22 protein-coding genes and 1 pseudogene (1 of these 23 running past the window's edge) are annotated in these 22,715 nt (G+C 67.6%); 16 read left to right on the top strand and 7 right to left on the bottom strand.

Features of this window, described 5'->3' with window-relative positions; translation table 11 throughout:
• On the bottom strand, positions 1-92 hold the beginning of the coding sequence (gene tyrS / locus VZ068_RS19225; protein WP_349656192.1) for a tyrosine--tRNA ligase. It extends 1,120 nt beyond the left edge of the window; only the first 92 of its 1,212 coding nucleotides appear in the window; its start codon is at positions 90-92; its stop codon lies off the left edge, out of view.
• Positions 93-262: 170 nt separating this feature from the next.
• Between tyrS and VZ068_RS19230 the strand changes: the two genes are divergently transcribed.
• On the top strand, positions 263-1,681 hold the full coding sequence (locus VZ068_RS19230; RefSeq protein ID WP_349656193.1) for a M23 family metallopeptidase: 1,419 nt from the start codon (positions 263-265) through the stop codon (positions 1,679-1,681).
• A 479-nt stretch (positions 1,682-2,160) separates the two neighbouring features.
• Positions 2,161-3,294 (top strand): anhydro-N-acetylmuramic acid kinase, encoded by a 1,134-nt coding sequence (locus tag VZ068_RS19235; RefSeq protein ID WP_349656194.1) that lies wholly within the window; start codon positions 2,161-2,163, stop codon positions 3,292-3,294.
• Positions 3,295-3,508: 214 nt separating this feature from the next.
• Here the strand turns inward: VZ068_RS19235 and VZ068_RS19240 are convergent, their stop codons facing one another.
• The 3 genes from VZ068_RS19240 to VZ068_RS19250 all read right to left on the bottom strand — a co-directional run bounded on the left by VZ068_RS19240 (position 3,509) and on the right by VZ068_RS19250 (position 6,132).
• On the bottom strand, positions 3,509-3,736 hold the full coding sequence (locus VZ068_RS19240; protein ID WP_047692723.1) for a hypothetical protein: 228 nt from the start codon (positions 3,734-3,736) through the stop codon (positions 3,509-3,511).
• A gap of 58 nt (positions 3,737-3,794) precedes the next feature.
• Positions 3,795-5,090 (bottom strand): MFS transporter, encoded by a 1,296-nt coding sequence (locus VZ068_RS19245; RefSeq protein ID WP_349656195.1) that lies wholly within the window; start codon positions 5,088-5,090, stop codon positions 3,795-3,797.
• 241 nt (positions 5,091-5,331) lie between these two features.
• A complete protein-coding gene (locus tag VZ068_RS19250; protein ID WP_259157007.1) occupies positions 5,332-6,132 on the bottom strand; it encodes an exodeoxyribonuclease III in 801 nt (266 codons plus the stop codon).
• Between the two features lie 119 nt (positions 6,133-6,251).
• Between VZ068_RS19250 and pyrE the strand changes: the two genes are divergently transcribed.
• The 9 genes and pseudogenes from pyrE to VZ068_RS19295 all read left to right on the top strand — a co-directional run bounded on the left by pyrE (position 6,252) and on the right by VZ068_RS19295 (position 13,116).
• On the top strand, positions 6,252-6,911 hold the full coding sequence (pyrE, locus tag VZ068_RS19255) for an orotate phosphoribosyltransferase (protein WP_349656196.1): 660 nt from the start codon (positions 6,252-6,254) through the stop codon (positions 6,909-6,911).
• A gap of 22 nt (positions 6,912-6,933) precedes the next feature.
• Positions 6,934-7,599 carry a hypothetical protein gene (locus VZ068_RS19260; RefSeq protein ID WP_349656197.1) on the top strand — a complete coding sequence of 222 codons (666 nt, stop codon included), beginning with the start codon at positions 6,934-6,936 and terminating at the stop codon, positions 7,597-7,599.
• A 114-nt stretch (positions 7,600-7,713) separates the two neighbouring features.
• Positions 7,714-8,511 (top strand): AAA family ATPase, encoded by a 798-nt coding sequence (locus VZ068_RS19265; RefSeq protein ID WP_046964673.1) that lies wholly within the window; start codon positions 7,714-7,716, stop codon positions 8,509-8,511.
• Complete coding sequence (locus tag VZ068_RS19270; RefSeq protein ID WP_259166977.1) at positions 8,511-9,440, top strand: ParB/RepB/Spo0J family partition protein; 930 nt, start codon at positions 8,511-8,513, stop codon at positions 9,438-9,440. Before VZ068_RS19265 ends, VZ068_RS19270 begins: the two co-directional genes overlap by 1 nt.
• 26 nt (positions 9,441-9,466) lie before the next feature.
• A pseudogene (locus VZ068_RS19275) lies at positions 9,467-9,754 on the top strand (helix-hairpin-helix domain-containing protein); the annotation flags it as partial.
• Positions 9,755-10,041: 287 nt separating this feature from the next.
• Positions 10,042-11,007 (top strand): SDR family NAD(P)-dependent oxidoreductase, encoded by a 966-nt coding sequence (locus VZ068_RS19280; protein ID WP_349656198.1) that lies wholly within the window; start codon positions 10,042-10,044, stop codon positions 11,005-11,007.
• 246 nt (positions 11,008-11,253) lie between these two features.
• Entirely contained in the window at positions 11,254-11,976 is a 723-nt protein-coding gene (locus VZ068_RS19285) for a glycosyltransferase family 2 protein (RefSeq protein ID WP_349656199.1), read from the top strand.
• Complete coding sequence (locus VZ068_RS19290; protein WP_005995568.1) at positions 11,976-12,317, top strand: lipid-A-disaccharide synthase N-terminal domain-containing protein; 342 nt, start codon at positions 11,976-11,978, stop codon at positions 12,315-12,317. Before VZ068_RS19285 ends, VZ068_RS19290 begins: the two co-directional genes overlap by 1 nt.
• A gap of 220 nt (positions 12,318-12,537) precedes the next feature.
• Positions 12,538-13,116, top strand: a complete 579-nt coding sequence (locus tag VZ068_RS19295) for a hypothetical protein (protein WP_349656200.1) — start codon at positions 12,538-12,540, stop codon at positions 13,114-13,116.
• Between the two features lie 83 nt (positions 13,117-13,199).
• On the opposite strand, the gene VZ068_RS19300 is transcribed toward VZ068_RS19295, so the two are convergent.
• Genes VZ068_RS19300 through coaBC form a run of 3 tightly spaced genes read right to left on the bottom strand, consistent with a single transcriptional unit; the run spans position 13,200 to position 17,284 of the window.
• Entirely contained in the window at positions 13,200-15,545 is a 2,346-nt protein-coding gene (locus VZ068_RS19300; RefSeq protein WP_349656201.1) for a phosphomannomutase/phosphoglucomutase, read from the bottom strand.
• A gap of 15 nt (positions 15,546-15,560) precedes the next feature.
• Entirely contained in the window at positions 15,561-16,028 is a 468-nt protein-coding gene (gene dut / locus VZ068_RS19305; RefSeq protein ID WP_228323229.1) for a dUTP diphosphatase, read from the bottom strand.
• Positions 16,025-17,284 carry a bifunctional phosphopantothenoylcysteine decarboxylase/phosphopantothenate--cysteine ligase CoaBC gene (coaBC, locus tag VZ068_RS19310; RefSeq protein WP_349656202.1) on the bottom strand — a complete coding sequence of 420 codons (1,260 nt, stop codon included), beginning with the start codon at positions 17,282-17,284 and terminating at the stop codon, positions 16,025-16,027. Before coaBC ends, dut begins: the two co-directional genes overlap by 4 nt.
• A gap of 60 nt (positions 17,285-17,344) precedes the next feature.
• Between coaBC and radC the strand changes: the two genes are divergently transcribed.
• The 5 genes from radC to VZ068_RS19335 all read left to right on the top strand — a co-directional run bounded on the left by radC (position 17,345) and on the right by VZ068_RS19335 (position 22,555).
• On the top strand, positions 17,345-18,067 hold the full coding sequence (gene radC / locus VZ068_RS19315; protein ID WP_259158272.1) for a DNA repair protein RadC: 723 nt from the start codon (positions 17,345-17,347) through the stop codon (positions 18,065-18,067).
• A 298-nt stretch (positions 18,068-18,365) separates the two neighbouring features.
• Entirely contained in the window at positions 18,366-20,054 is a 1,689-nt protein-coding gene (argS, locus tag VZ068_RS19320) for an arginine--tRNA ligase (protein ID WP_349656203.1), read from the top strand.
• Between the two features lie 169 nt (positions 20,055-20,223).
• Positions 20,224-21,090: an SPOR domain-containing protein gene (locus VZ068_RS19325; RefSeq protein ID WP_259157028.1), complete on the top strand. Its 867-nt coding sequence runs from the start codon at positions 20,224-20,226 to the stop codon at positions 21,088-21,090.
• 5 nt (positions 21,091-21,095) lie between these two features.
• Positions 21,096-21,629, top strand: a complete 534-nt coding sequence (locus VZ068_RS19330) for a hypothetical protein (RefSeq protein ID WP_349656204.1) — start codon at positions 21,096-21,098, stop codon at positions 21,627-21,629.
• A 170-nt stretch (positions 21,630-21,799) separates the two neighbouring features.
• The gene (locus VZ068_RS19335) at positions 21,800-22,555 is read left to right on the top strand and encodes an SDR family NAD(P)-dependent oxidoreductase (RefSeq protein WP_349656205.1); all 756 of its coding nucleotides are present in this window, start codon (positions 21,800-21,802) and stop codon (positions 22,553-22,555) included.
• The last annotated feature ends 160 nt before the right edge of the window (positions 22,556-22,715 follow it).

Genomic DNA, 22,715 nt, shown 5'->3' on the forward strand with positions numbered 1-22,715 from the left:
CCCGATTTCAGGCGGGCCTCGAGCTGATCGGGCTTGAGGATCTCGTCGGCGCCACGGCCGATGAGTGCGAGGGATTCTTCAATAGTGGCCAACCACGGACTCCAGCGGCGTTTGCCGTCAACAACGTGAATGATGTTAAACGCGGGTTAATTCCGCGCCAAGTGAAAATAATGAACAGGCTCAATGGTTTGACGCGCTGTTACAGGCTGTCTATGGTACCGGCGATTGGGCTCGCACTTCGAGCCAGCGAGGAAATCCAACGATGCAGAACTCAGAGCAGGGCCGTGCACGCAAGCGGCGCTTCCAAGAACGCCTCCACGTCCTCCACGACACTGCACTGCATCGCAAGCTCAAGCAGCACCTGCCGGCCGCATTCAATGACCGCTGGACGCGCCGTCACTGGATCCACGCCAGCTTGTTCGCGACCATCGGTGCGATGGTGGCGACGATCGTGCCAGGCTTTTCCAACGCCATCGACACCCCGCTCTCCAGCCATTCCACGCTGGCGTTGCCGTTGCCGCCACTGGTGCCCAGCCGCAAGCAGTTGGCGCCGAGCACGGAATGGGAAATCCTGCAGGTCAAGTCGGGGCAGACGCTGAGCACGTTGTTCGGGGAGTTGGGAATTCCGACCGCGGTGATGTATCAGGTGCTGGCGCATCCTGGCACCAAGGAGGCGTTGACCAAGCTGCGTCCGGGGACCGAGATTGCGTTCGACATGCCGACGCCGGGTGAGTTGCGGGCACTGCGCTTCGATCGTGACGACAGTCATCGGGTGGAATTGCGCCTGTTGGGCGACAGCGTGCGCGAGAAGGTGACCGAGCGTGCGACCACCACGCGCACCGTGGTGGCCAGCGGTGAAATCAGCAGCTCGCTGTACGCATCGGCCGGCAAGTCGGGGCTGTCGCCGGCCGCGGTGGCAATCATGACCGACGAGATCTTCAAGTACGACATCGACTTCGACAAGGATCTGCAGCCGGGCGACCGTTTCAGCGTGGTGATGGACGAGACCTGGCGCGAGGGCGAGCGGATCAACACCGGCGACATCCTGGCGGCGACCTTCACCACCGGCGGGAAGACCTATACCGGCTTCCGCTTCGAGCGCGCCGGCAAGCCGGCCGAGTACTACGACATCACCGGACGGCCGTTGAAGAAGAGCTTCATCCGCATGCCGGTGGCCTATAGCCGCATCAGCTCCACCTTCGGTGCACGCAAGCATCCGGTTCTGGGCACGATGCGCATGCACAAGGGTGTGGATTACGCGGCCGCATCGGGCACGCCGATCATGGCGGCCGGCGATGCGCGGGTGGTGTTCGTCGGCACCCAGCGCGGCTATGGCAATGTGGTGATCCTGGATCACGGCAGGAACTACAGCACGCTGTATGGGCACATGTCGCGCTTCGGCAAGATCAAGGCCGGGCAGCGCATCAATCAGGGCACGGTGATCGGCTATGTCGGCATGACCGGCCTGGCGACCGGCCCGCATCTGCACTACGAATTCCGCGTCGCCGGGCAGCAGCGCAACCCGATGTCGGTGACGATGCCGCCGCCGGAGCCGCTGCAAGGCGCCGAGTTGGCCGCCTTCCGTGCACAGACTGCACCGGCCATGGCGCGCATCGAAGGCATGGAAAAGATGATCTATGCCGATGCCGGCAAGACTGCCAAGGGCAAGCCGCGCGGTTGAGGGCTCCGGCGAGCCCTAACCGGTGCGATCGCACTGGTCCGCGCACCGCCGCGCCAGGCGAATGCAGCTGGACAAGTTGACTTGAGACTGCGCGTCGCTCCTGGCAGTGACCGCATTCGGTACGAATGTCCGCACCCATCCGCCTGTCAGCAAACTGTCGCATCGGCGCGAAGCGGTAAACACATAGGCGACGCATTTAGAGCGGCCAGCACACCCGCTATGTAGCGACCAGGTAGACGCTGCCGGTGCTCGGTGCGGCCCGTACCACTGGTTTGCGAGTTCCCAGCGCGCCGTCCGCGTATCTGACGAGTGCTCGCGACGCTTTGTTGGCTGCTCCCAGATGGTCGCGCGGATTCCTGGCTACTGGCGGCCTTCGTTCGGTCAGGGGCGCCGTCCTTTCGGCCGGACCCATCGGCAGCCAGTTGACGGCCTCGCCCAGGCTGCACAAGCTGCACGACCGCTGCGCATCTGGCTCTGGCATGACCGTTCCGGAACACGAAAACTCCCCGCTCTATCTGGGCCTGATGTCGGGCACCAGCGCCGATGGCATCGATGCCGCGCTGGTACGTTTTGCCGATGACAGCCACCGACGCTGCGAACTGGTTGCAGGCATGACGGTGCCGTGGGCGCCGCAGCTGCGCGAGACGCTGGTTGCGCTGGGCCAGGGCGCCGAGACCATCGCCATCGATGCGCTGGGCCGGCTGGATGCGCAGGTGGGTCTGGCCTTTGCGGCTGCGGCCAATCAACTGATCGATGCCAGTGGCATTGCGCGACAGCGCATCCGCGCGATCGGCTCGCATGGGCAGACCATCCGCCACCGGCCGAACGGGGATCCGGCCTTTACCTGGCAGATCGGCGATGCCAGCCGGATCGCCGAGCACACCGGCCTGACCACGGTGGCCGATTTCCGCCGCCGCGATGTCGCTGCCGGTGGACAGGGCGCGCCGCTGATGCCGGCCTTTCATCTGGCGATGCTGGGGGCCGGCGATGAAGACCGCGCGGTGCTCAACCTGGGCGGCATCGGCAACCTGACGCTGATCCCGCGCGACGGCACAGTACTGGGCTTCGATACCGGCCCGGCCAACGCGCTGCTGGACAGCTGGTGCCAGCAGCATCACGGCACCGCGTTCGATGCCGACGGTGCGTTCGCGGCCAGTGGCCAGGTGGACGCGCGCCTGCTGCAGGCGTTGCTGGCCGACCCATGGTTTGCGCTGGCGCCGCCCAAGAGCACCGGGCGCGAGCAGTTCCACCTGGCCTGGGTGATGCAGGCGATGGGCGATGCGCGCCTGCGCCCGGCCGATGTGCAGGCGACCTTGCTGGAACTCACCGCAGCCACCGTGGCCGACGCCTTGCTGCGGCTGCAACCGCAGACCCGCCGCGTGCTGGTGTGCGGCGGCGGCGTGCGCAATCCGGTGCTGATGACTCGCCTGGCGGCGCGGCTGCCGGGGGTGGTGGTGGAATCCAGCGCGCGGCATGGGCTGGATCCGGATTATCTGGAAGCGATGGGGTTTGCCTGGCTGGCGGCCGAACTCCTGGCCGGGCGCCCGGCGAACCTGCCGTCGGTCACCGGCGCGGCGGGACCGCGGTTGCTGGGGGCGATCCATCCGGCATGAGGGTCCTACCAGGCCATTGCCAGCAGCCGGCACAAGAGGATTAGGCGGTTGGGGCGAACGTGCGCTGGGGCCGGCTGCCGTCCGGGCATGGAACGGACTTGCCTGCCGCCGATTGTCTGGCCCCGCTAGCAAGGGCCGGAAGCGCTTCACCACTGCATGTGTTGCGAATGGGCCCTTCCAACTCTGCCTGGCAGCCGCCGCAGCTCGCCTGTCGCTAGGGATTGTTACCGGCCGGCAACGCCTTGAGTGCGGCAATCGCTTCGGCCAGGGCATCGACTTCCGGATGCTGCAGGCCGCCGGTGACTTCGTATTCGCTGGCGAACAGGCCCTGTTCGAGCAGATGCATGACGGTCTGGTGCTGGGTCCAGCCGCGTGCGACGGAAATGCGGCGGATGCGGTCCACCAGCAGCGGATCGATGTCACGCAACACCAGATCGGTCATGCCCTTCCTCGTGCGATGCAGTGCCCCGTCGGCATCATCGACAACCTTGACGGCGGTTTCAATCCGGTTGCCTGTCGTGTGCCAGCAGGCGCGGCCAGAGCCAGGCGAGCAGGGCCAGCGTGGGAACCACGGTCAGGGCACTGAGGATGAAGAAGGTGCTGTAGGAGGTGGCCTCGACCAGGAACCCGGACACACCGCCGGCGAATTTGCCCGGCAGATTGGCCAGCGACACCAGCAGGGCGTACTGAGTGGCGGTGAAATTGCGATTTGTCAGCGATGACATGAAGGCCACCAGCACGGTACCGGCGAACCCCTGGAACAGATTGTCGGCACTGAGTGCGGCGTAGAACGCCCACAATTTGCCAGGGTTCTGCGCCATCAGCAAAAACGCCAGGTTGGACAGCGCCACGCCCAGGGCGGCCACAAGCAGCATGCGACGGAAACCGAACGCCGCCACCGCCGCACCGCCGGCGAACGCGCCGACGATGCCCATCCATACACCGAACAGCTTGGACACGGTGGCGATGTCGGCCTTGGTGTAGCCAGAATCCAGATAGAACGGCCCGGCCATCACGCCGATCACCTGATCCGGGAACTTGAACAGGCCGACAAATGCCAGCAGGACGATGCCCAGCACCAGTCCATTGCTGGAGAAGAAACTGGAAATGGGCTGCCAGAATGCGCCGGCCACGTCGATGCGACGCACCACCGTGACCAGCGGCCGGTCCGGCTCGCGGCATACCAGGGTGGTGATGATCGGCAGCAGCATCAGCGCCGACATGGCCAGGTACGCCGAAGTCCAGTTGAGGTATTCGGCCAGGTACAGCGCCCCGGCGCCACCGAGGATCAGGCCGACCCGATAGCCCAGGGTGTAGGTCGCCGCCAAGGCCGCCTGCGCCGTGTCCGGGGCAATTTCGATGCGGTAGGCATCCACCACCGAATCCTGGGTGGCGCCCCAGAACGAGGCGAACAGCACCCAGGCGACCAGGCCGGTGACACTCATGTCCGGGCGCGAAAACGCCAGTGCGAACAGGCCGGCGGTGACGCCGAGTTGCGAGACCAGCAGCCAGGAACGCCGGCGGCCCAGAAACGCGGTGATCGGGAACGCATAGCGGTCGATCAGCGGCGCCCACAGGAACTTGAGCAGATAGAAGAAGCTGGCAAGGCTGATCAGGCCGATGCTGCCCAGGTCCAGCCCGACATCACGCAACCGTGTGGACAGCGTTTGCGAGGCGATCAGCAAGAACGGCAGGCCGCTGCCGAAACCCAGCAATGCCATGGTCGCCGCCGATGGCGTGGCGAAGGCTTGCCGGATGCCACGCAGGCCTTTGTACTTGGGTGCGGGCTTGCTCATGCGTGCGGCCGGTGGGATCGGATGCTGGTCGGTGCAGTGCGGGCAGTGTTACCGACCGCGGCGCGGGCCGGGCTGACGCAAACGCACAATCGGCTCCCTGAAGGATCTGCAGCCCTCGCGCTGCGGCGGGCTACCGCCCGCATGCACGTGATGCCTGACTGCGCCACGCCACTGGGAGTACGCCAATTCTGAGTAGCGACACTCCCGCCCCGTCTCGCGCCGACCCACTGCGCGGCCTCACTCACAGCGCGTAATCCACGACATACGGTGCATGGTCGGAGAAGCGCTGCTCGCGATAGATCGCGCAGGCCTGCAGTGCGTCGCGCAGGCCGGGGGTGACCAGTTGGTAGTCGATGCGCCAACCGACATTGTTGGCGCGCGCGGCGCCGCGGTTGCTCCACCAGGTGTAGTCCTCGCCCTGCGGATGCAGGACGCGGTAGCTGTCGACCCAGCCACGGCCATCGGCAGCGCTGGCGTCGCTTGCCGCGTCGGCGCACAGGCCATTGAGCCAATCGCGCTCGGGCGGCAGGCAGCCGGAATTCTTCTGGTTGGATTTCCAGTTCTTGATGTCCAGCGCCGAACGCACGATGTTCCAGTCGCCGCACAGCACGTACTGCCGGCCGCTGGCCAGCCATTCGTCCAGGATCGGCCGCAGCCATTCCATCACCTGGAACTTGTAGCCCTGGCGCAGTTCGCCCGAGGAGCCGGACGGGATATAGAAGGACACCACGCTGAGGTTTCCAAAACGCGCTTCGATGTAGCGGCCTTCTTCGTCGAACTCCGGCCAGCCCAGCGCGGTGCGCACTTCGTCGGGCGCCTGCTTGGCATAGATCGCCACGCCGCTATAGCCCTTCTTGGTGCTGGCGTCGCGAAACCAGGCCTTGTAGCCGGCAGGCAGGAACTCCGGGCCGGCCAGCTGATGTTCCTGCGCCTTGGTCTCCTGGATGCACAACACGTCCGCGTTCTGGGTGGCGAACCAATCGAAGAAGCCTTTGCTGGCGGCCGAGCGCAGGCCGTTGGCGTTGAAACTGATGATGCGCATAGGCCGGGAATGGGGAGTCGGGAATGGGGAATCGTAAAGCCTACCCCAGGCGCAGCCGGAAGGCTGCCAGCGCACGATGCGTTTACCATTCCCGATTCCCCATTCCCCGTTCCCGTCCAATGACCGATCACCGCACCCGCTTCCTGCAGCTGGCCCTGGGCGCCGATGCCCTACGCTTTGGCGAGTTCACGCTCAAGTCCGGGCGGCTCAGCCCGTACTTCTTCAACGCCGGGCGCTTCGATTCCGGGGCCAAGACCGCGCAGCTGGCGCAGTGCTATGCCGATGCGATCGATGCGGCCGGGGTGGACTTCGACCTGCTGTTCGGCCCGGCCTACAAGGGCATCCCGCTGGCGACGGCGCTGGCCTGTGCCTATGCCGGGCGCGGGCGCGATCTGCCGCTGGCGTTCAACCGCAAGGAGGCCAAGGACCATGGCGAGGGCGGCAGCCTGATCGGTGCGCCGCTGGCCGGGCGCAAGGTCCTGATCGTCGATGACGTGATCACCGCCGGCACCGCGATCCGCGAGGCGCTGGGCATCATCCGTGGCGCCGGCGGCATCCCGTCCGGGATCGTGGTGGCGCTGGACCGGCAGGAGATCGCCTCCGAGCAGGACCGCCGCTCGGCGGCGCAGGCAGTGGCGGCCGAGGCCGGCCTTGCGGTTATCGCGGTGGCCAACCTCGCCGACCTGCTTGCTTTTGCGGCAGGAAACGCCGACCTTGTCGACTACCGGGAACCGCTGCTGGCCTATCGTGGCCGCTACGGCACCGACACCACAGGCTGACGGCAGGCGACAGGGGGCTGCGATGATGCCGAGACACCAACGTTTGGCGTTACTCGCCGCCGTGACGGCCGCTGTCATGGCGGTGCCGGTCGGTGCGCAGGACAAGCCTGCCGCCAAGAAGTTGTATTGCTGGAACCAGAACGGCGCCCGGGTGTGCAGCGACACGCTGCCACCGGAAGCGGTGAACCAGGCGCGCGACGAGTTCAACGTCAAAAGCGGCATGCGCAGCGCCGAGGTGCAACGCGCGATGAGCAGCGACGAGCGTGCTGCGGCAGCGGCCAATGAACAACAACGCCAGGCCGATCTGGCCGCCGAGCAGATGCGCAAGCGCACCGACCAGGCCATGTTGATGTCGTATCAAAGCGAGGACGACCTGCGCCGGGTGTTCAACGAGCGCATTGCCATCGTGGACAACAACATCCACACCGCGCGCTTCAATGTGACCAGCCTGCGCGAAGGCCTGGCCAGCATGTTGCGCGCCGCCGGCGACCGCGAGCTTGCCGGCCAGGCCGTGGCCGACAAGCTGGCCGGCGACATCCAGCAACGCCATCGCGAACTGATGGCGCAGTTGCGACTGCAGACCAGCTTCGAACAACAGCGCACCGCGCTGGACGGCGAAATCGCCGATATCCTGCAGCGCTACCGGGCCATGAAGGACCCGCCCGGCGCCGCCTCGCCCGCGGGCTGAACCGCACGGCGTCATTCCCGCTTGTCCGATGCCCCGCCGCTGGCGGCATTTCCCGATCCGACGCCCTGCCCGCATAATGGCCGGTCTTACTCCTTGCCCACGAGGCTCTCCCGCATGGCCCGGATCATCGCCATTGCCAACCAGAAAGGCGGCGTCGGCAAGACCACGACGGCAGTCAATCTGGCGGCCGGCCTGGCGCGCGCGCCCAAGCGTGTGTTGCTGGTGGATCTGGACTCGCAGGGCAACGCGACCATGGGCAGCGGCATCGACAAGCGCGATGTGGCCGCCTCCACCTGCGATCTGCTGCTGGGCGAGAACACCGCTGCCGAGATCCGGGTGACCGCGCCGGAAGGCTTCGACCTGCTGCCGGGCAACATCGACCTGACCGCGGCCGAGATCCAGTTGATGGACCAGGGCGAGCGCGAGCAGCGGCTCAAGCGCGCGCTGGCGCCGATCCGCGACGAGTACGACTTCATCCTGATCGACTGCCCGCCGGCGTTGTCGTTGCTGACGCTCAATGCCTTGACCGCGGCCGATTCGATCATCGTGCCGATGCAGTGCGAGTACTACGCGCTGGAAGGGCTGACCGCGCTGCTGGAGACGATCGAAGCGCTGCGCGCCAACCTCAACCCGGCGCTGGAAATCGAAGGCGTGCTGCGCACCATGTTCGATATCCGCAACAACCTGGCCAACGCGGTGTCGGCGGAGCTGACCGAGCATTTCGGCGACAAGGTGTTCCGCACCATCGTGCCGCGCAACGTGCGCCTGGCCGAGGCGCCCAGCCATGGCCAGAGCATCGTCGGTTACGACCGCACCTCGCGCGGTGGCGTGGCCTACCTGGGGCTGGCCGGCGAAATCGTGCGCCGCCAGAACGACCGCAACAAGGCCGTCCGGCCCGTGGAGACCGTCTGATGAGCAAGCCGCCCCTGGCAAAGAAACGCGGCCTGGGCCGTGGCCTGGAAGCGCTGTTGGGACCGAAGGGCGCAGCAGCGGCAGCGGCACCTGAGGCAAGCAGCGAGGACGCGCTGCAGCCGGGCGATACCCTGCGCCAGTTGCCGGTGGACCAATTGCAGCCGGGCAAGTATCAACCGCGCCGCGAGATGGACGAGGTCAAGCTGGCCGAGCTGGCGGAGTCGATCAAGGCGCAGGGCGTGATTCAGCCGATCGTGGCGCGTGCGCTGGCGCCGGGGCAGTTCGAGATCGTGGCCGGCGAACGCCGCTGGCGCGCCTCGCAGCTGGCCGGGCTGAGCGAGGTGCCGGTGGTGGTGCGCGAGCTGGACGACCGCACCGTCATCGCGATGGCGCTGATCGAGAACATCCAGCGCGAAGACCTCAACCCGCTGGAAGAAGCGCAGGCGCTGCAGCGGCTGATCGACGAATTTTCGCTGACCCACGCCGAGGCCGCCGAAGCGGTGGGCCGCTCGCGTGCGTCGGTGTCCAACCTGCTGCGGCTGCTGGAATTGCCGGTGGCGATCCGGGTGCTGCTGGAAACCCGCCGCCTGGAAATGGGCCATGCGCGTGCGCTGCTCACCCTGGCGCCGGAGCTGGCCAGCAAGCTGGCGCAGGAAGCGGCCGACCAGGGTTGGTCGGTGCGCGAGGTCGAACACCGCGCGCAGCAGTTCGCCGCCGGCAAGGTGCCGGGCTCGCTGCGCAAGGGCAAGCCGGTGACCGCTGCACCGCAGGCCGATATCGCCTCGCTGCAGACCGAGCTGTCCGAATCGCTGGGCACCAAGGTGGTGTTCAACCATGGCCGCGGCGGCAAGGGCAAGCTGGTGATCCATTACACCGACCTGGATACCCTGGAAGGCGTGCTGGAACGCTTGCGCACCCGCAAGGGGTGAATGCGGCCAGCGCAGGAGGATCAGCGATGCATCCCGCCAAAGTGGACCGCGCGCATCTGCTGCGCCTGACCGACCTGCCCAACGTCGGGCCGGCCTGCGAAAAGGACCTGCAGCGGATCGGCATCCGCATGCCGGCGCAACTGCAGGGCCGCGATGCCTACGACATGTACGCACAGCTCTGCCTGCGCACCGGCGTCACCCATGACCCGTGCGTGATCGATGTCTTCCTGTCACTGGTGCGCTTCATGCAAGGCGAGCCGGCCCGCAACTGGTGGGACTTCAGCGCCGAGCGCAAGGCAACGCTGGCAGCCGAGCGCGCAGGGCCGCCTGCAACCACACCGCAGCCGGGGCGCCGTGTCGCCAATCCCGGCGCCGGCAGCGACGGCAAACGCCGCCCATGAGCCACGCCGACGATACGATGTCTTCGGAGCACTGGCGTTGAAGTTGAGCCAGGGCAGCGATGGACTGCTGGATCGCTTCGATGCCGGCAACATTCGGGACGACATCGACCTGCGCCGCCGCAACATGGCGAAAAGGCGCGCTTCGGGGTGTTCTGAGCGTTGCTTGCCCGCCTCCCTTTGATGTTTTCAGGATCATTGCCATGACCATCCTCGTCACCGGCGCCGCCGGTTTCATCGGCGCCTACACCTGCCGCGCACTGGCTGCGCGTGGCGAGACCGTGGTGGGCCTGGACAACTACAACAGCTACTACGACCCCCAGCTCAAGCGCGACCGGGTGGCGGCGTTGTGCCCGCAGCTCGACATCCGCACGCTGGACCTGACCGACCGCGATGGCCTGGCGGCGCTGTTCGAACAGATCCAGCCTACCCGCGTGGTGCATCTGGCCGCGCAGGCCGGGGTGCGTTATTCGCTGGAAAACCCCTCTGCCTATGTCGACAGCAACCTGGTCGGCTTCGTCAACATGCTTGAGCTGTGCCGACACCGCGGCGTGCAGCACCTGGTGTATGCGTCCAGCAGCTCGGTCTACGGCGATTCGGCCACCCCGCCGTTTTCCGAGGACCAGCGGGTGGACCAGCCGCGTTCGTTGTACGCGGCCACCAAGGCGGCCAACGAATTGATGGGCTACACCTATGCGCAGCTGTACGGCCTGCGCGCCACCGGGCTGCGCTTTTTCACCGTGTACGGCCCGTGGGGCCGGCCGGACATGGCGCCGCTGATCTTCAGCCGCGCGGTGCTGGCTGGTCGCCCGATCGAGGTGTTCAACCACGGCAGGATGCAGCGCGACTTCACCTTCGTAGCCGACATCGTGGCCGGCGTGCTGGGCGCGCTGGACACGCCCAGCGATGAGGCGATCCCGCACCGGGTGTTCAATCTGGGCAACCACACTCCGGTGGAGCTGGAATATTTCATCGACGTGATCGCCCAGGCCGCCGGCCGCCCGGCCGAAAAGGTCTACCGGCCGATGCAACCGGGCGACATGATCCGCACCATGGCCGACACGCAGCGCGCGCAGGCAGCGTTCGGCTTCGATCCGGCCACCCCGGTGGAGCGCGGCCTGCCACAGGTGGTGGACTGGTGCCGCAGCTATTTCGGCGAGCGCGCCTGAGCCTTGCAGCCGCGTGGCCGGCAGGCTGCGCGGAGGGCGTGCACTGCAATGTCGCCCGGATTCGGGGCAGCTGATGCGGACACGCGCCGGCCGGTAACCGCCGCCGATCGGCTGCTCCATCCGCTACAGGCCGTTTTACGATCGCTCCACTGCACATAACGCGCGTCGGCTTCATGCCTGGCTCAGACGCTCAGGGCACAATGCGCGATCTTTTTCGCACAGCCATCATCGGGCCAGCACGAATCCATGAGCCAACCTCAGCTTTCCGTCGTCGTCCCGGTGTTCAACGAGCGCGATAACGTCCCCGCGCTGGTCGGCGAAATCGTCGCCGCCTTGCGTGGCCTGGTGGCCTTCGAGATCGTGTACGTCGACGACCATTCGCGCGACGACACCCTGGCGGTGCTGCAAGGCCTCAAGGCCACTACGCCGGAACTGCGGGTACTGCACCACGTCACCCAGAGCGGGCAGAGCACGGCGGTGCGCAGCGGGGTCAAGGCCGCACGCGCCAGCTGGATCGCCACGCTCGATGGCGATGGTCAGAACGATCCGGCCGACATCCCCAAGTTGCTGATCGCGCGCAGCCAGGCCGACGCGCAGGTCAAGTTGTTCGCCGGCTGGCGGGTCAACCGGCAGGATTCCGGGTCCAAGCGCTGGGCCAGCAAATGGGCCAACGCGATCCGCTCGCGCATGCTGCAGGACAATACGCCCGACACCGGTTGCGGCATCAAGCTGTTCGAGCGCGAGGCGTTTCTGGACCTGCCCTATTTCGACCACATGCACCGCTACCTGCCGGCCCTGATGCAGCGCGCCGGTTGGCGCACGGTGAGTGTGCCGGTCAACCACCGCCATCGCACCGCCGGCGTATCCAAGTACAACAATCTCAATCGCGCGTTGGTGGGCATCCGCGACCTGCGCGGGGTGGCGTGGCTGATCACCCGCAGCAAGCGCACCGCGGTGGAGGAACGTTGATGGAAACGAGCCTGCTGGATCAGCAACTGACCTGGCTGTACTGGACCGGCATCCATGTCACCGGCTGGAAGTTGATCGGCTATGTGGGTGCGCTGATGTTCGGGGGGCGCTGGCTGGTGCAGTTCGTCGCCTCCAAGCGCGCTGGCAAGCCGGTGATCCCGCGGTTGTTCTGGTACATGAGCGTGGTCGGCAGCCTGATGACGCTGAGCTACTTCGTGTTCTCGGCCAAGCAGGATTCGGTGGGCGTGCTGCAGAACCTGTTCCCGGCGTTTACCGCCTTCTACAGCCTGTATCTGGATGTGAAGCATCGCGGCTGGAAGCGGGACCGGGCGGAGCATTGAGGGGCGGGGATTCGGAATTCGGGGTTCGGGAAGCATCAGGCTTTTGAGGTATTGCCGCTGATTCGATGCGTGGTGCTGTTGCGTCACTGGACAGCTGACAGCGGCCGCAGCGGTGCCCAAGGCGATGCATTTGTCCGGACATGGCGATGCGCGCTTGACTGACCTGAGACCGCGCCAGCGGCCGATGTCGCCGCACTGAGGCCGCAGGCACGCTGTCGTCATGCCCAGCGCCCTGCTCCATCGCCCGTTCGCCGTCTCCACGCCTGCTACACCGCATTGGCACCTGCGGCTGCACACGCATCAGCACGTGCCGTTGTTTGCCGACTGGCGCTGCGCGCGTGCGGCGGCCGCCATCCTGGCGATGCCACGCACCTGGCCGGGCGCGCAGGTGCTGTGTTGGGTGCTGTTGCCAGAGATGTGGTGCGCCTTGCTGCAGGCGCCTGACGAAGCCACCGTGCTGCGGACGGCGACTGCCGCGCGGCAGGTCGCTGGCGAGGCGATCAATCGGGCGCGCGGGCGCGGGGGCACCGTCTGGCAGCCGGCCCTGGACGCGAGCACGCTGGCATCGCACATCGATTGCCGGCAGTTCGCCCGCCGCCTGATCGCATTGCCGCTACGTACCGGCCTGGCGGAGCGGATCGGCGCATACCCGTACTGGGACGCGGTGTGGTTGTTGCCCGACGCGCCCGGCGCGGCGCGGCAACCTGCGCCGCTTGCTGGCGCGCGCCTGACACGCATGGCCGGCACGGCAAATGACAGTGCCCGCTCGCTCGGTCGCGAACAGCAGGCACCCGGTTGATGCGTAACGTTTGGCCACTTACTTGGCAACACCGCTGGTGTGAGCGCGGCCCACGTGGGCGCGCGCTCACCAGCGTGCGTGGCTCAGAACGCCAGCGGATGGTCGGGCAGCAGCATCTGCAGCTGGCTGCGGAACAGCGCGCGGATGCGCTCCAGCGCGGCGTCGGTGTCGGCCTCGAAACGCAGCACCAGGATCGGCGTGGTGTTGGACGCACGCACCAGGCCCCAGCCATCGACAAAATCCGCACGCAGGCCGTCGATCGTCGACAAGCGCGCCGATTCGAACGGCGACTCGTCCCCGGCCTGCGCGCGCTCGACAAAGCGCGCCACCAGCGCATGTGCATCGCCCTCCACCGGCACCTTGATCTCCGGCGTGGACACGCTTTCCGGCAAGGCATCCAGCACCTCGGACGGGGTTTCCTCGCGTTGGGCCAGGATTTCCAGCAAGCGCGCAGCGGCGTAAATGCCGTCGTCGAAGCCGTACCAGCGTTCCTTGAAGAAGAAATGCCCGCTCATCTCGCCGGCCAGTTCGGCATCGGTTTCGCGCATCTTGGATTTGATCAGCGAGTGTCCGGTCTTCCACATCAGCGGGCTGCCGCCGTTGCGCAACACGTAGTCCGACAGCTTGCCGGTGCATTTGACGTCGTAGATGACCAATGCGCCCGGATTGCGCTGCAGCACGTCGGCGGCAAACAGCATCAGCAGGCGGTCCGGGAACACGACGCTGCCTTCCTTGGTCACCACGCCCAGGCGGTCGGCATCGCCGTCGAAGGCCACGCCGATGTCGGCATCGAAACGCTGCACCATCTTCACCAGATCGTCGAGATTGTGCGGCTCGCTCGGGTCGGGGTGATGGTTGGGGAAGGTACCGTCGATATCGCAATACAGCGGCACGACCTCGGCGCCGATCGCCTCCAGCAGACGCGGCGCGATCTCGCCGGCCACGCCGTTGCCGGCGTCCACCACCACCTTGATCGGGCGGTCCAGCTGCACGTCGTCGGCGATGCGCTGGATGTAGGCATCGCTGATGTCGCGCTGTTCAAGCTCGCCCGGCGTGGCGGCGGTATGCAGGCGGCCTTCGTTGATGCGCTGATGCAGCTCGGCGATCGCGGTGCCGGACAGCGTCTCGCCGCCGATCACGATCTTGAAGCCGTTGTAGTCCGGCGGGTTGTGGCTGCCGGTCACCGCCACGCAGCTGCCGGCGCGCAGTTCGTAGGCGCCGAAATACACCACTGGCGTCGGCGCCAGTCCGATGTCGGTCACGTGGCAGCCCGCACGCCGCAGGCCTTCGATCAAACCGTTGCTGAGCTCAGGCCCGGACAGACGCCCGTCGCGCCCCACCACCACATCGCGCAGCCCCTGCGCCTGCATCACGCTGCCGATGGCCTGGCCGATCAATGCGGCAACGCCGGGGTTGAGGTCTTTGCCGACCACGCCGCGGATGTCGTAAGCACGGAACATCTCGGTGGCGATCTGCACCACCGGGACCACCGGTGGCGACGCAGGCGCTGTCGGCTCATCCAGCGCGCGCGCTTCGTTGGCAAGGCTGGCGTCGTGCTGCAGGCTTTGGCTGAAGGTCGGCTCGTCGGTGGCCGCGTCGCCGGCAACGCGCCGGCGCGGCAGCGCCACCCGGCCGCGGCTGGCGAACACCAGCAACACCGCGATGATGGCGAGCAAGCCGGCCACGATGGCGCACCCAAGCGCCCCCAGACCCAGCGGGCCGCTGTCGCTCTGCGGGACTGCAGCGGCCACCCGCAGGCCACTGCTGCCGAGCGGTTTTGCCAGTGTTTCGGCGGCATCGGCCAAGCCCGCATCGCCCTGCTGGGCCACGTTGTAGCTGCCCTGGCGCAACGCCAGATAGGCGCTGCCCGGCACCGCGATCGCATCCAGGGGGCCGGTCAGGCGCAGCAGCGGCAGCCGTGCATAGGCCACCGCAGGCTGCGCGCCCAGGCGCACCGCAGCGGCCACACCCAGCCGCACCTGTTTGGCATCGCGCACCACGTGCACCTGCGCACGTTCGGCCACCAGCGCCGATTCGAGCAGGCTCAGCCGGGCGTAGCCGAAATCTTTGGGATTGGCGTAGGCGGCGGCCAGATCGCCGGGCAGTACCTGCACGTCCTCGGCGCCCTTGAAGCGCTCGCGGATCGCCGAGGCGGCGGCCAGCGCGTCGCCGCTGGCCAATGCACTGGCGACCGGCGGCTGCTTGAGCACGGCGTCGAGTTGGCTCGCCTGCGCAGCCATCGCCTTGCCGACGTCCTGCACGGCACGGTCGCGCGCCTGTTCCAGGTTCTGGGAGATCGCATCCTCACGCCACTGCGCGTAGCTGTTCCAGCCGAACCAGGCGGCCAGCAGCAACAACACGCCACCCAACACCGGACCACTCGTACGCACGCTCGACATCCCCTGCCTGCGCTCGTTCGCCTTGCTCATCGTCAAGCTCCCCCGTCAGCGCACGCCGGTGTGGCCGAATCCACCCGCTCCCCGCGCGCTGTCCACGAAAGTATCCACCACTTGCAAGCCTACGCGCACGATCGGAAGGATCACCAATTGCGCAATCCGGTCGCCCGGCTCGATGGTGAAGGCCTCTCGACCGCGATTCCAGGTGCTGATCAGCAGCGGCCCCTGGTAATCGGCATCGATCAGTCCGGTTCCGTTGCCGAGCACGATGCCGTGGCGGTGGCCAAGCCCGGAGCGCGGCAGGATCACCGCGCATACCTGCGGGTCGGCCAGATGGATCGCGATGCCGCTGGGAATCAACGCCGCGTCGCCCGGTTCCAGCGTCATCGGCGCTTCCAGTGCCGCGCGCAGGTCCATGCCGGCACTGGCCTCGGTGGCATAGGCCGGTAGCGGCCAAAGATCGCCGAAGCGCGGGTCGAGCAACTTCACCTGCAAGGAGTGGGTCGGGTGGCTCATGCCTGCAATCTCTCCGCGATCAGGGCCAGCAGTCGGTCGGCCAGTTCGGTCTTGCTGCTAGTGGGAAATGCGCGCTCGCCGCCCTGCCAATAGGCGGTGGCGGCATTGTTGTCGCTTTCGAAGCCGCCACCGGCGATCCCTACCTGGTTGGCGATGATCAGGTCCAGCCGCTTGGCCGCCAGCTTGCCACGCGCGTAGTGCTCCACGTCGTGCGTTTCGGCGGCAAAACCGACCACCAGCTTGAGTGCGCCGGTCTGCGCGGCGACCTCGGACAGGATGTCCGGGGTGCGTACCAGCTCCAGGGTCAGCGTTTCTCCGGTCTTCTTGATCTTCTGTGGGACCACCCGCTTGGGCGTGTAGTCGGCGACCGCCGCAGCGCCGATGTAGATGTCGGCCGGGAACGCGCCCAGCACCGCATCGCGCATCTGCGCAGCCGAGCGCACATCGATGCGCTGCACGCCCACTGGCGTGGTCTGGTGCACCGGCCCGCTGACCAGCACCACCTCCGCGCCCTGGCGCGCGGCGGCGGCGGCCAGCGCATAGCCCATCTTGCCGCTGCTGCGGTTGCCGACGTAGCGCACCGGGTCCAGGTCTTCGAAGGTCGGGCCGGCGCTGATGACGATGCGCAGGCCGTCCAGTTCGGCGCTGCTGGGCACGAAGGCCGGCGCAGCAGTGGGTGGAGACGCATCGGCGGCGGCGGTGCCGACCAGCGCCGCAATGATCGCCGCCGGCTCGGCCAGGCGGCCGGGTCCGGATTCGCCTTCCGCAAGCGGGCCGTCGTCGGGGCCGATCACCGCCACTCCACGCGCGCGCAGGGTCGCCATGTTGGCCTGGGTGGCTGGATGCAGCCACATGCGGTGGTTCATGGCCGGGGCCACGGTCAGCGGCGCGGTCGTGGCCAGGCACAGCGTGCTGACCAGGTCGTCGGCCAGCCCGTGCGCCAGGCGCGCGAGCAGATCGGCGGTGGCCGGCGCCACGATCACCCGGTCGGCCCAGCGGGCCAGTTCGATATGCCCCATCGCCTGCTCGGCGGCGCTGTCCCACAGCGTGGTGCGGGTCGGTTGCCCGGACAGCGCCTGGAAGCTCAGCGGGGTGACGAACTGTTGCGCACCGCCGGTCATGGCGACCTGCACCTGTGCGCCGGCGTCGCGCAGGCGACGCACCAGTTCGAGCGATTTGTAAGCGGCAATGCCTCCGCCGACGCACAGCAGCAAACGCTGTCCGTCCAGGGGGCGGGCCTGAGTGGAGCCGATCACGTCGGAGTCGTCCTACGGTTACAAGGACAACTAGATTAGCCGATGCCCCCGTCCGGCCTGATGGGCGTGCGCGATAAGCACCGGCAATCTCGCCATATGCACATACACGACTGGCCCACCAACGAACGCCCACGCGAGAAACTTCTGGCGCGCGGAGCCCCTGCCCTGTCCGATGCGGAGCTGCTGGCGATCTTTGTCGGCTCCGGGCTGCGCGGCCAGGACGCGGTCAAAACCGCGCGCGAGCTGCTGCACCGGCACGGGCCGCTGCGCGTGCTGCTGGACCGCCCGGCCTCGGCCCTGGCGCGCCTGCCTGGCCTGGGCCCGGCCTCGGCCTGCAAGCTCAACGCGGCGCTGGAACTGGCGCACCGCCACCTGATGAGCGGGCTGGAGCGCGGCGAGGCGCTCAGCGACCCGCCCAGCGTGGGCCGCTATTTTTCGCAGCGGCTGCGCGCACGCACCTACGAGGTGTTCGCGGTGCTGTTTCTGGACAACCGCCACCGCGCGATCGCCTTCGAGGAAATGTTCACCGGCACCATCGACGGCGCCGACATCCATCCGCGCGAAGTGGTGCGGCGGGCACTGCTGCACAACGCCGCAGCGGTGATCGTCGGGCACAACCACCCGTCCGGCAATCCGGAGCCGTCCGAGGCCGACCGCGCCGTCACCCAACGTCTGCTGCAAGGGCTGGACCTGGTGGATATTCGCCTGCTGGACCACTTCGTGATCGGCGACGGTCGGCCGGTCTCGCTGGCCGAGCGCGGTTGGCTGGACTGGCGCGCCTGATGCCCTATCGGAAGCGATGCCATCCGGGTAGCTGCCGTGGTCAGCCGGGGCGGTGGCGCGCGGTGCCGGGGCAGCGGTGTGCGATGATCAGCCAATCCGGACGCGAAGCAGCCCGTGCCACGGGTGAGCCACAGCGCACGCGGGCATCTGCCGGCGGCAAACACCGGCCGCGCCCGCCCGGCCGTCGCGCGGCATCTGGGTGGATCGGGTCACACCGCCGCGCCGACCTGAACCATCGGCCGGACCGTGTGCCGCGCGGTCGGGTAAAATCGCTGGTTTGGTTCCAAGCAGATCCCACGTGAAAGCCCTACTCCGCGCACTGATCGGCCAAGGCATCGAAGCCTTGCGCGCCAACGGCACCCTGCCCGCCGACACCCTGCCGCCGGATTTTGTGGTCGAGCGACCCAAGACACGCGAACACGGCGACTTCGCCACCAATGCCGCGATGCTGCTGGCCAAGCCCGCGCGCAGCAATCCGCGCGCCCTGGCGCAGGCGCTGGTGGCCGCATTGCCGGCCAGCGAGGACGTTGCCAAGGTGGAGATCGCCGGGCCCGGCTTCATCAACTTCCATCTGGCGCCCACCGCGTACCAGCGCGAGGTGGCCCATGTGATCAAGCAGGGCAACGACTACGGTCGCGGCCTGGCCGGCAACGGCCGCTCGGTCGGGGTGGAATACGTCTCGGCCAATCCCACCGGCCCGCTGCATGTCGGCCATGGCCGCGCTGCGGCGATCGGCGACAGCCTGGCGCGTGTGCTCGATGCCAATGGCTGGAACGTCAAGCGCGAGTTCTATTACAACGATGCCGGCGTGCAGATCGAGAACCTGGCGCTGTCGGTGCAGGCGCGCGCGCAGGGGCTCACCCCCGACAGCGAGGGCTGGCCGGAAAACGGCTACCGCGGCGACTACATCGCCGATGTGGCCAACGCCTACCTGGCCGGCGACACCGTCGACCTGGAAGGCCACCTGGTCACCGGCACCAAGGACCCGGCCGACCTGGAATCGATCCGCCGCTTTGCGGTGGCGTATCTACGCAACGAGCAGAACCACGACCTGGCCGCGTTCCGCGTCGACTTCGATATCTATTTCCTGGAAAGCTCGCTGTACAAGGACGGCAAGGTCGAAGAAGCGGTGCAGAAGCTGATCGCCTCCGGCCATACCTACGAGGAAGGCGGCGCGTTGTGGCTGAAGTCCACCGACTTCGGCGACGACAAGGACCGCGTCATGCGCAAGTCCGACGGCACCTACACCTACTTCGTGCCGGACGTGGCCTATCACCTGACCAAGTGGCAGCGCGGCTACGAGCGCGCGATCACCGAACTGGGCGCCGACCACCACGGCTCGCTGACGCGCGTGCGCGCCGGCCTGCAGGCGCTCGAGCTGGGCATCCCGCAGGGCTGGCCGGAATACGTGCTGCACCAGATGGTCACGGTGATGCGTGGCGGCGAGGAAGTGAAGCTGTCCAAGCGTGCCGGCAGCTACGTCACCTTGCGCGACCTGATCGAAGAGACCAGCGCCGATGCGGTGCGCTGGTTCCTGATCGCGCGCAAGCCCGATTCGCAGCTCACCTTCGACATCGACCTGGCCCGCGCGCAGAGCAACGACAACCCGGTGTTCTACGTGCAGTACGCGCATGCACGGGTGTGCAGCGTGCTGCGCCAGGCGCAGGAAAAGGGCTTCAAGTACGAGCAGGCCAACGGTCTTGCACAGCTCGCTCGGCTGGACGACGAGCATTCGCTCAACGTGATGCTGGAGCTGTCGCGCTATACGGAAGTGGTGGAAATCGCCGGCCAGGCACTGGAGCCGTACCAGATCGCGCAGTACCTGCGTGAATTGGCGCATGCCTTCCACACGTGGTATCACAACACCAAGCTGTTGGTGGACGATGCCGCAGAGCGCGACGCCAAACTCACCCTCGCCGTCGCGACCCAGCAGGTGCTTGCCAACGGCCTGGAGTTGCTCGGCGTCAGCGCCCCGGAAAAGATGTAGTCACTGCAAGCAACCGGGCAGGCGTGGAGCGCACGCCTGCCTGCGCGGTCAGCGGCGGCCTCCATCGCCCCGCGCGTCCGTTGCGCCGCCCAAGGCAGACGCAGCGGCAGCGATCGCCGCACCAAGCCGGGCGCACCGCCCGCAACGACACGATTCGGAGAAGTGGTAGATGGCAGCACGACGCGGTAAGAGTCAGGCACGACGCAACACCAGCAATGGCACGCCCGGTTGGGTGTGGTTGGTGGCGGGCGCCGCGATTGCGGCGGTGATCTTCCTGGCCGCCCCCAATCTGTTCAAGAAGGATGGCGACGGCTTCCTCCGTGTCGGCCCCCGCGCCAATCCGGACGCGCAGCCCGAACCGGTGGCCGATGCCGACACCGACACGCCGGCCGAGTTGCCCAAGCCCAGCACGCCCCAGCCCAAACCGCAGCCCAAGCCGGGCGATGCGCAAACCCAGTACGACTTCTACACCTTGCTGCCCGGCAAGGAAGTGCAGATGTCCGATGCCGAACTGGCCGCCAGCGCGCGTGCCGAAGAGGCCGCGCGCGCGCGCGCGGCGCTGGAAGGCAAACCCGTCGCGCCGGCGCCGGGGGCCGCCGCCAGCGTCGCTGCGGCCACGCCGGCGGCCAGCGTGCCGATGCCCCTGAAAGAAACCGCCGCCAGCGCGCCCAAGCCGTTGCCGGAAGCCACCCAGCCACGTCCGGCAGCCACGCCGGCACCGGCCAGCAGCGTGGCACTCGCCACGCCGGCCGCGACGGCTCCGAAGCCTGCGACGGCGGCGGCAGCACCGGCGGCCACCGACAACACCCGTTACATCCTGCAGGCGGGCTCGTTCGGCGCCTCCGGCGACGCCGAGTCGACCAAGGCCAAGCTGGCGATGATGGGCCTGGCCGCGCGCGTGGAATCGGCCGACATCAGCGGCAAGACGGTCTACCGCGTGCGCATGGGGCCGTACGGCACCGCAAGCGAACTGGCCGAAGCCAAGCAGAAGCTTACCGGCAGCGGCTTGCCTGCCATCGCGATCAAGGCCCAGTAAGCGCGGTGATGCGCCGCCTCGCCAGCACGGTACTGGGACTGCTTGGGCTGATCGGCACGGCGCAGGCTACCGAGCAGATTCCCGACCAGATCCAGATCGATGGCCAGCAGGCAACGCTGCTGGCCGAGCCGCTGTCCGGACCGCTGGACGACCCCGCCACCTGGAAGCGCTTCGTGGCGCAGGCGGGCGACGCCCTGGGCAGCTGCAGCGCCAACTGGCGTGGCTACCAGGCGTTCTGGCGCGTGGACGCGCAGCAGCTGGTGCTCGATCGCGTGGTATTGGGTGCCTGCGCCGAGGCGCCACCGGAACTACCGCTGGCGGTGCTGTTCCCCGGCCAGCGCGCGCCGGTTGCGGCGGTGTGGATGGAAGGCGAGGTGATCGCCGCGCTGCCAGCTGCGGAGAACTCATCGTCCGACGCGCCGGCTGGCTATGTGCTGCTGCAGCTGCGCCGAGGACATGTGATCGCCCGCGAAGCGCTCACCGCAGACATGCTGCGCGCACGTCAGGACGCAGCTGCCCGTCCGGTTCGCGTCCCCTAGGAACGGCAAACACAACGACTGCGCCCACCGCCAGGCGGGCGTGGACGATGCTCGACGCGGCCCGGACCCCTCGTACACTTCGGGTCCGAGCGCGCCTCCCGCACCCACCCGACCATCGCTCGCCATGTTTTCGAGCCACTTCAAGCTTTCCCCCATCCCCTGGAGTTCCCATGTCCAAGACCGTCCTGATCACTGGTGCCACCTCCGGCTTCGGTAGCGCTGCGGTACGCCGCTTTGCCGCCGCCGGCTGGAAGGTCATCGCCACCGGCCGGCGTGCCGATCGCCTGGACGCAGTGGCGGCCGACCTGCCCGCCGGCCAGGTGCACACCGCTGCGTTCGACATGCGCGATGCGCAGGCCTTGTCGGCGGCCATCGACGCGCTGCCTGCCGCATTCGCCGATATCGATGTGCTGGTCAACAACGCCGGCCTGGCACTGGGCACCGCGCCCGCGCAGCAGGCCGATCTTGCGCAGTGGCAGCAGATGATCGACACCAATGTCACCGCACTGGTCACCCTCACCCACCGCCTGCTGCCGGCGCTGATCGCACGTCGCGGCGCCATCATCAACATCGCCTCGGTCGCGGCGACCTACCCCTACACCGGCGGCAACGTGTACGGCGGCACCAAGGCGTTCGTGCAGCAGTTTTCGCTGGGCCTGCGCGCAGACCTGCACGGTACCGGCGTGCGCGTGACCTCGATCGAACCGGGCATGGCCGAAACCGAGTTCACCCTTGTGCGCACCGGCGGCAACCAGGCCGCCTCGGACACGCTGTACCGCGGCGCCACCCCGATGACCGCCGAGGACATCGCCGAGCAGATCTTCTACGTCGCCAGCCTGCCGGCGCACTTGAACATCAATCGGCTGGAAATCATGCCGGTGACGCAGTCGTTCGCCGGTTTCCAGGTGGCGCGCGACGCGCAGTGACGATGGCCTGCAACGCCAATGCCCCGGTCGCGTCGCGATCCGATGGTGGGTTGGTCGGCGCGTGGGCAGATTGCGCAGCATCCAAGCTCGGTGCGGCCCTGCAACCGGCGCACCGCCAGGGATGACGAAAACGCCGCGCATTGCGCGGCGTTTTGCTTTG

The sequence above is a fragment of the Xanthomonas sp. 10-10 genome (genome assembly GCF_040182365.1).
Classification (GTDB): domain Bacteria; phylum Pseudomonadota; class Gammaproteobacteria; order Xanthomonadales; family Xanthomonadaceae; genus Xanthomonas; species Xanthomonas arboricola_F.

What these genes read in the sequence shown, in the direction of transcription:
- VZ068_RS19230 (WP_349656193.1), top strand. Translation starts at nt 263, where the DNA reads ATGCAGAACTCAGAGCAGGGCCGTGCACGCAAGCGGCGCTTCCAAGAA.
- VZ068_RS19235 (WP_349656194.1), top strand. Translation starts at nt 2,161, where the DNA reads ATGACCGTTCCGGAACACGAAAACTCCCCGCTCTATCTGGGCCTGATG.
- VZ068_RS19240 (WP_047692723.1), bottom strand. Translation starts at nt 3,736, where the DNA reads ATGACCGATCTGGTGTTGCGTGACATCGATCCGCTGCTGGTGGACCGC.
- VZ068_RS19245 (WP_349656195.1), bottom strand. Translation starts at nt 5,090, where the DNA reads ATGAGCAAGCCCGCACCCAAGTACAAAGGCCTGCGTGGCATCCGGCAA.
- VZ068_RS19250 (WP_259157007.1), bottom strand. Translation starts at nt 6,132, where the DNA reads ATGCGCATCATCAGTTTCAACGCCAACGGCCTGCGCTCGGCCGCCAGC.
- pyrE (WP_349656196.1), top strand. Translation starts at nt 6,252, where the DNA reads ATGACCGATCACCGCACCCGCTTCCTGCAGCTGGCCCTGGGCGCCGAT.
- VZ068_RS19260 (WP_349656197.1), top strand. Translation starts at nt 6,934, where the DNA reads ATGATGCCGAGACACCAACGTTTGGCGTTACTCGCCGCCGTGACGGCC.
- VZ068_RS19265 (WP_046964673.1), top strand. Translation starts at nt 7,714, where the DNA reads ATGGCCCGGATCATCGCCATTGCCAACCAGAAAGGCGGCGTCGGCAAG.
- VZ068_RS19270 (WP_259166977.1), top strand. Translation starts at nt 8,511, where the DNA reads ATGAGCAAGCCGCCCCTGGCAAAGAAACGCGGCCTGGGCCGTGGCCTG.
- VZ068_RS19280 (WP_349656198.1), top strand. Translation starts at nt 10,042, where the DNA reads ATGACCATCCTCGTCACCGGCGCCGCCGGTTTCATCGGCGCCTACACC.
- VZ068_RS19285 (WP_349656199.1), top strand. Translation starts at nt 11,254, where the DNA reads ATGAGCCAACCTCAGCTTTCCGTCGTCGTCCCGGTGTTCAACGAGCGC.
- VZ068_RS19290 (WP_005995568.1), top strand. Translation starts at nt 11,976, where the DNA reads ATGGAAACGAGCCTGCTGGATCAGCAACTGACCTGGCTGTACTGGACC.
- VZ068_RS19295 (WP_349656200.1), top strand. Translation starts at nt 12,538, where the DNA reads ATGCCCAGCGCCCTGCTCCATCGCCCGTTCGCCGTCTCCACGCCTGCT.
- VZ068_RS19300 (WP_349656201.1), bottom strand. Translation starts at nt 15,545, where the DNA reads ATGAGCAAGGCGAACGAGCGCAGGCAGGGGATGTCGAGCGTGCGTACG.
- dut (WP_228323229.1), bottom strand. Translation starts at nt 16,028, where the DNA reads ATGAGCCACCCGACCCACTCCTTGCAGGTGAAGTTGCTCGACCCGCGC.
- radC (WP_259158272.1), top strand. Translation starts at nt 17,345, where the DNA reads ATGGGCGTGCGCGATAAGCACCGGCAATCTCGCCATATGCACATACAC.
- VZ068_RS19325 (WP_259157028.1), top strand. Translation starts at nt 20,224, where the DNA reads ATGGCAGCACGACGCGGTAAGAGTCAGGCACGACGCAACACCAGCAAT.
- VZ068_RS19335 (WP_349656205.1), top strand. Translation starts at nt 21,800, where the DNA reads ATGTCCAAGACCGTCCTGATCACTGGTGCCACCTCCGGCTTCGGTAGC.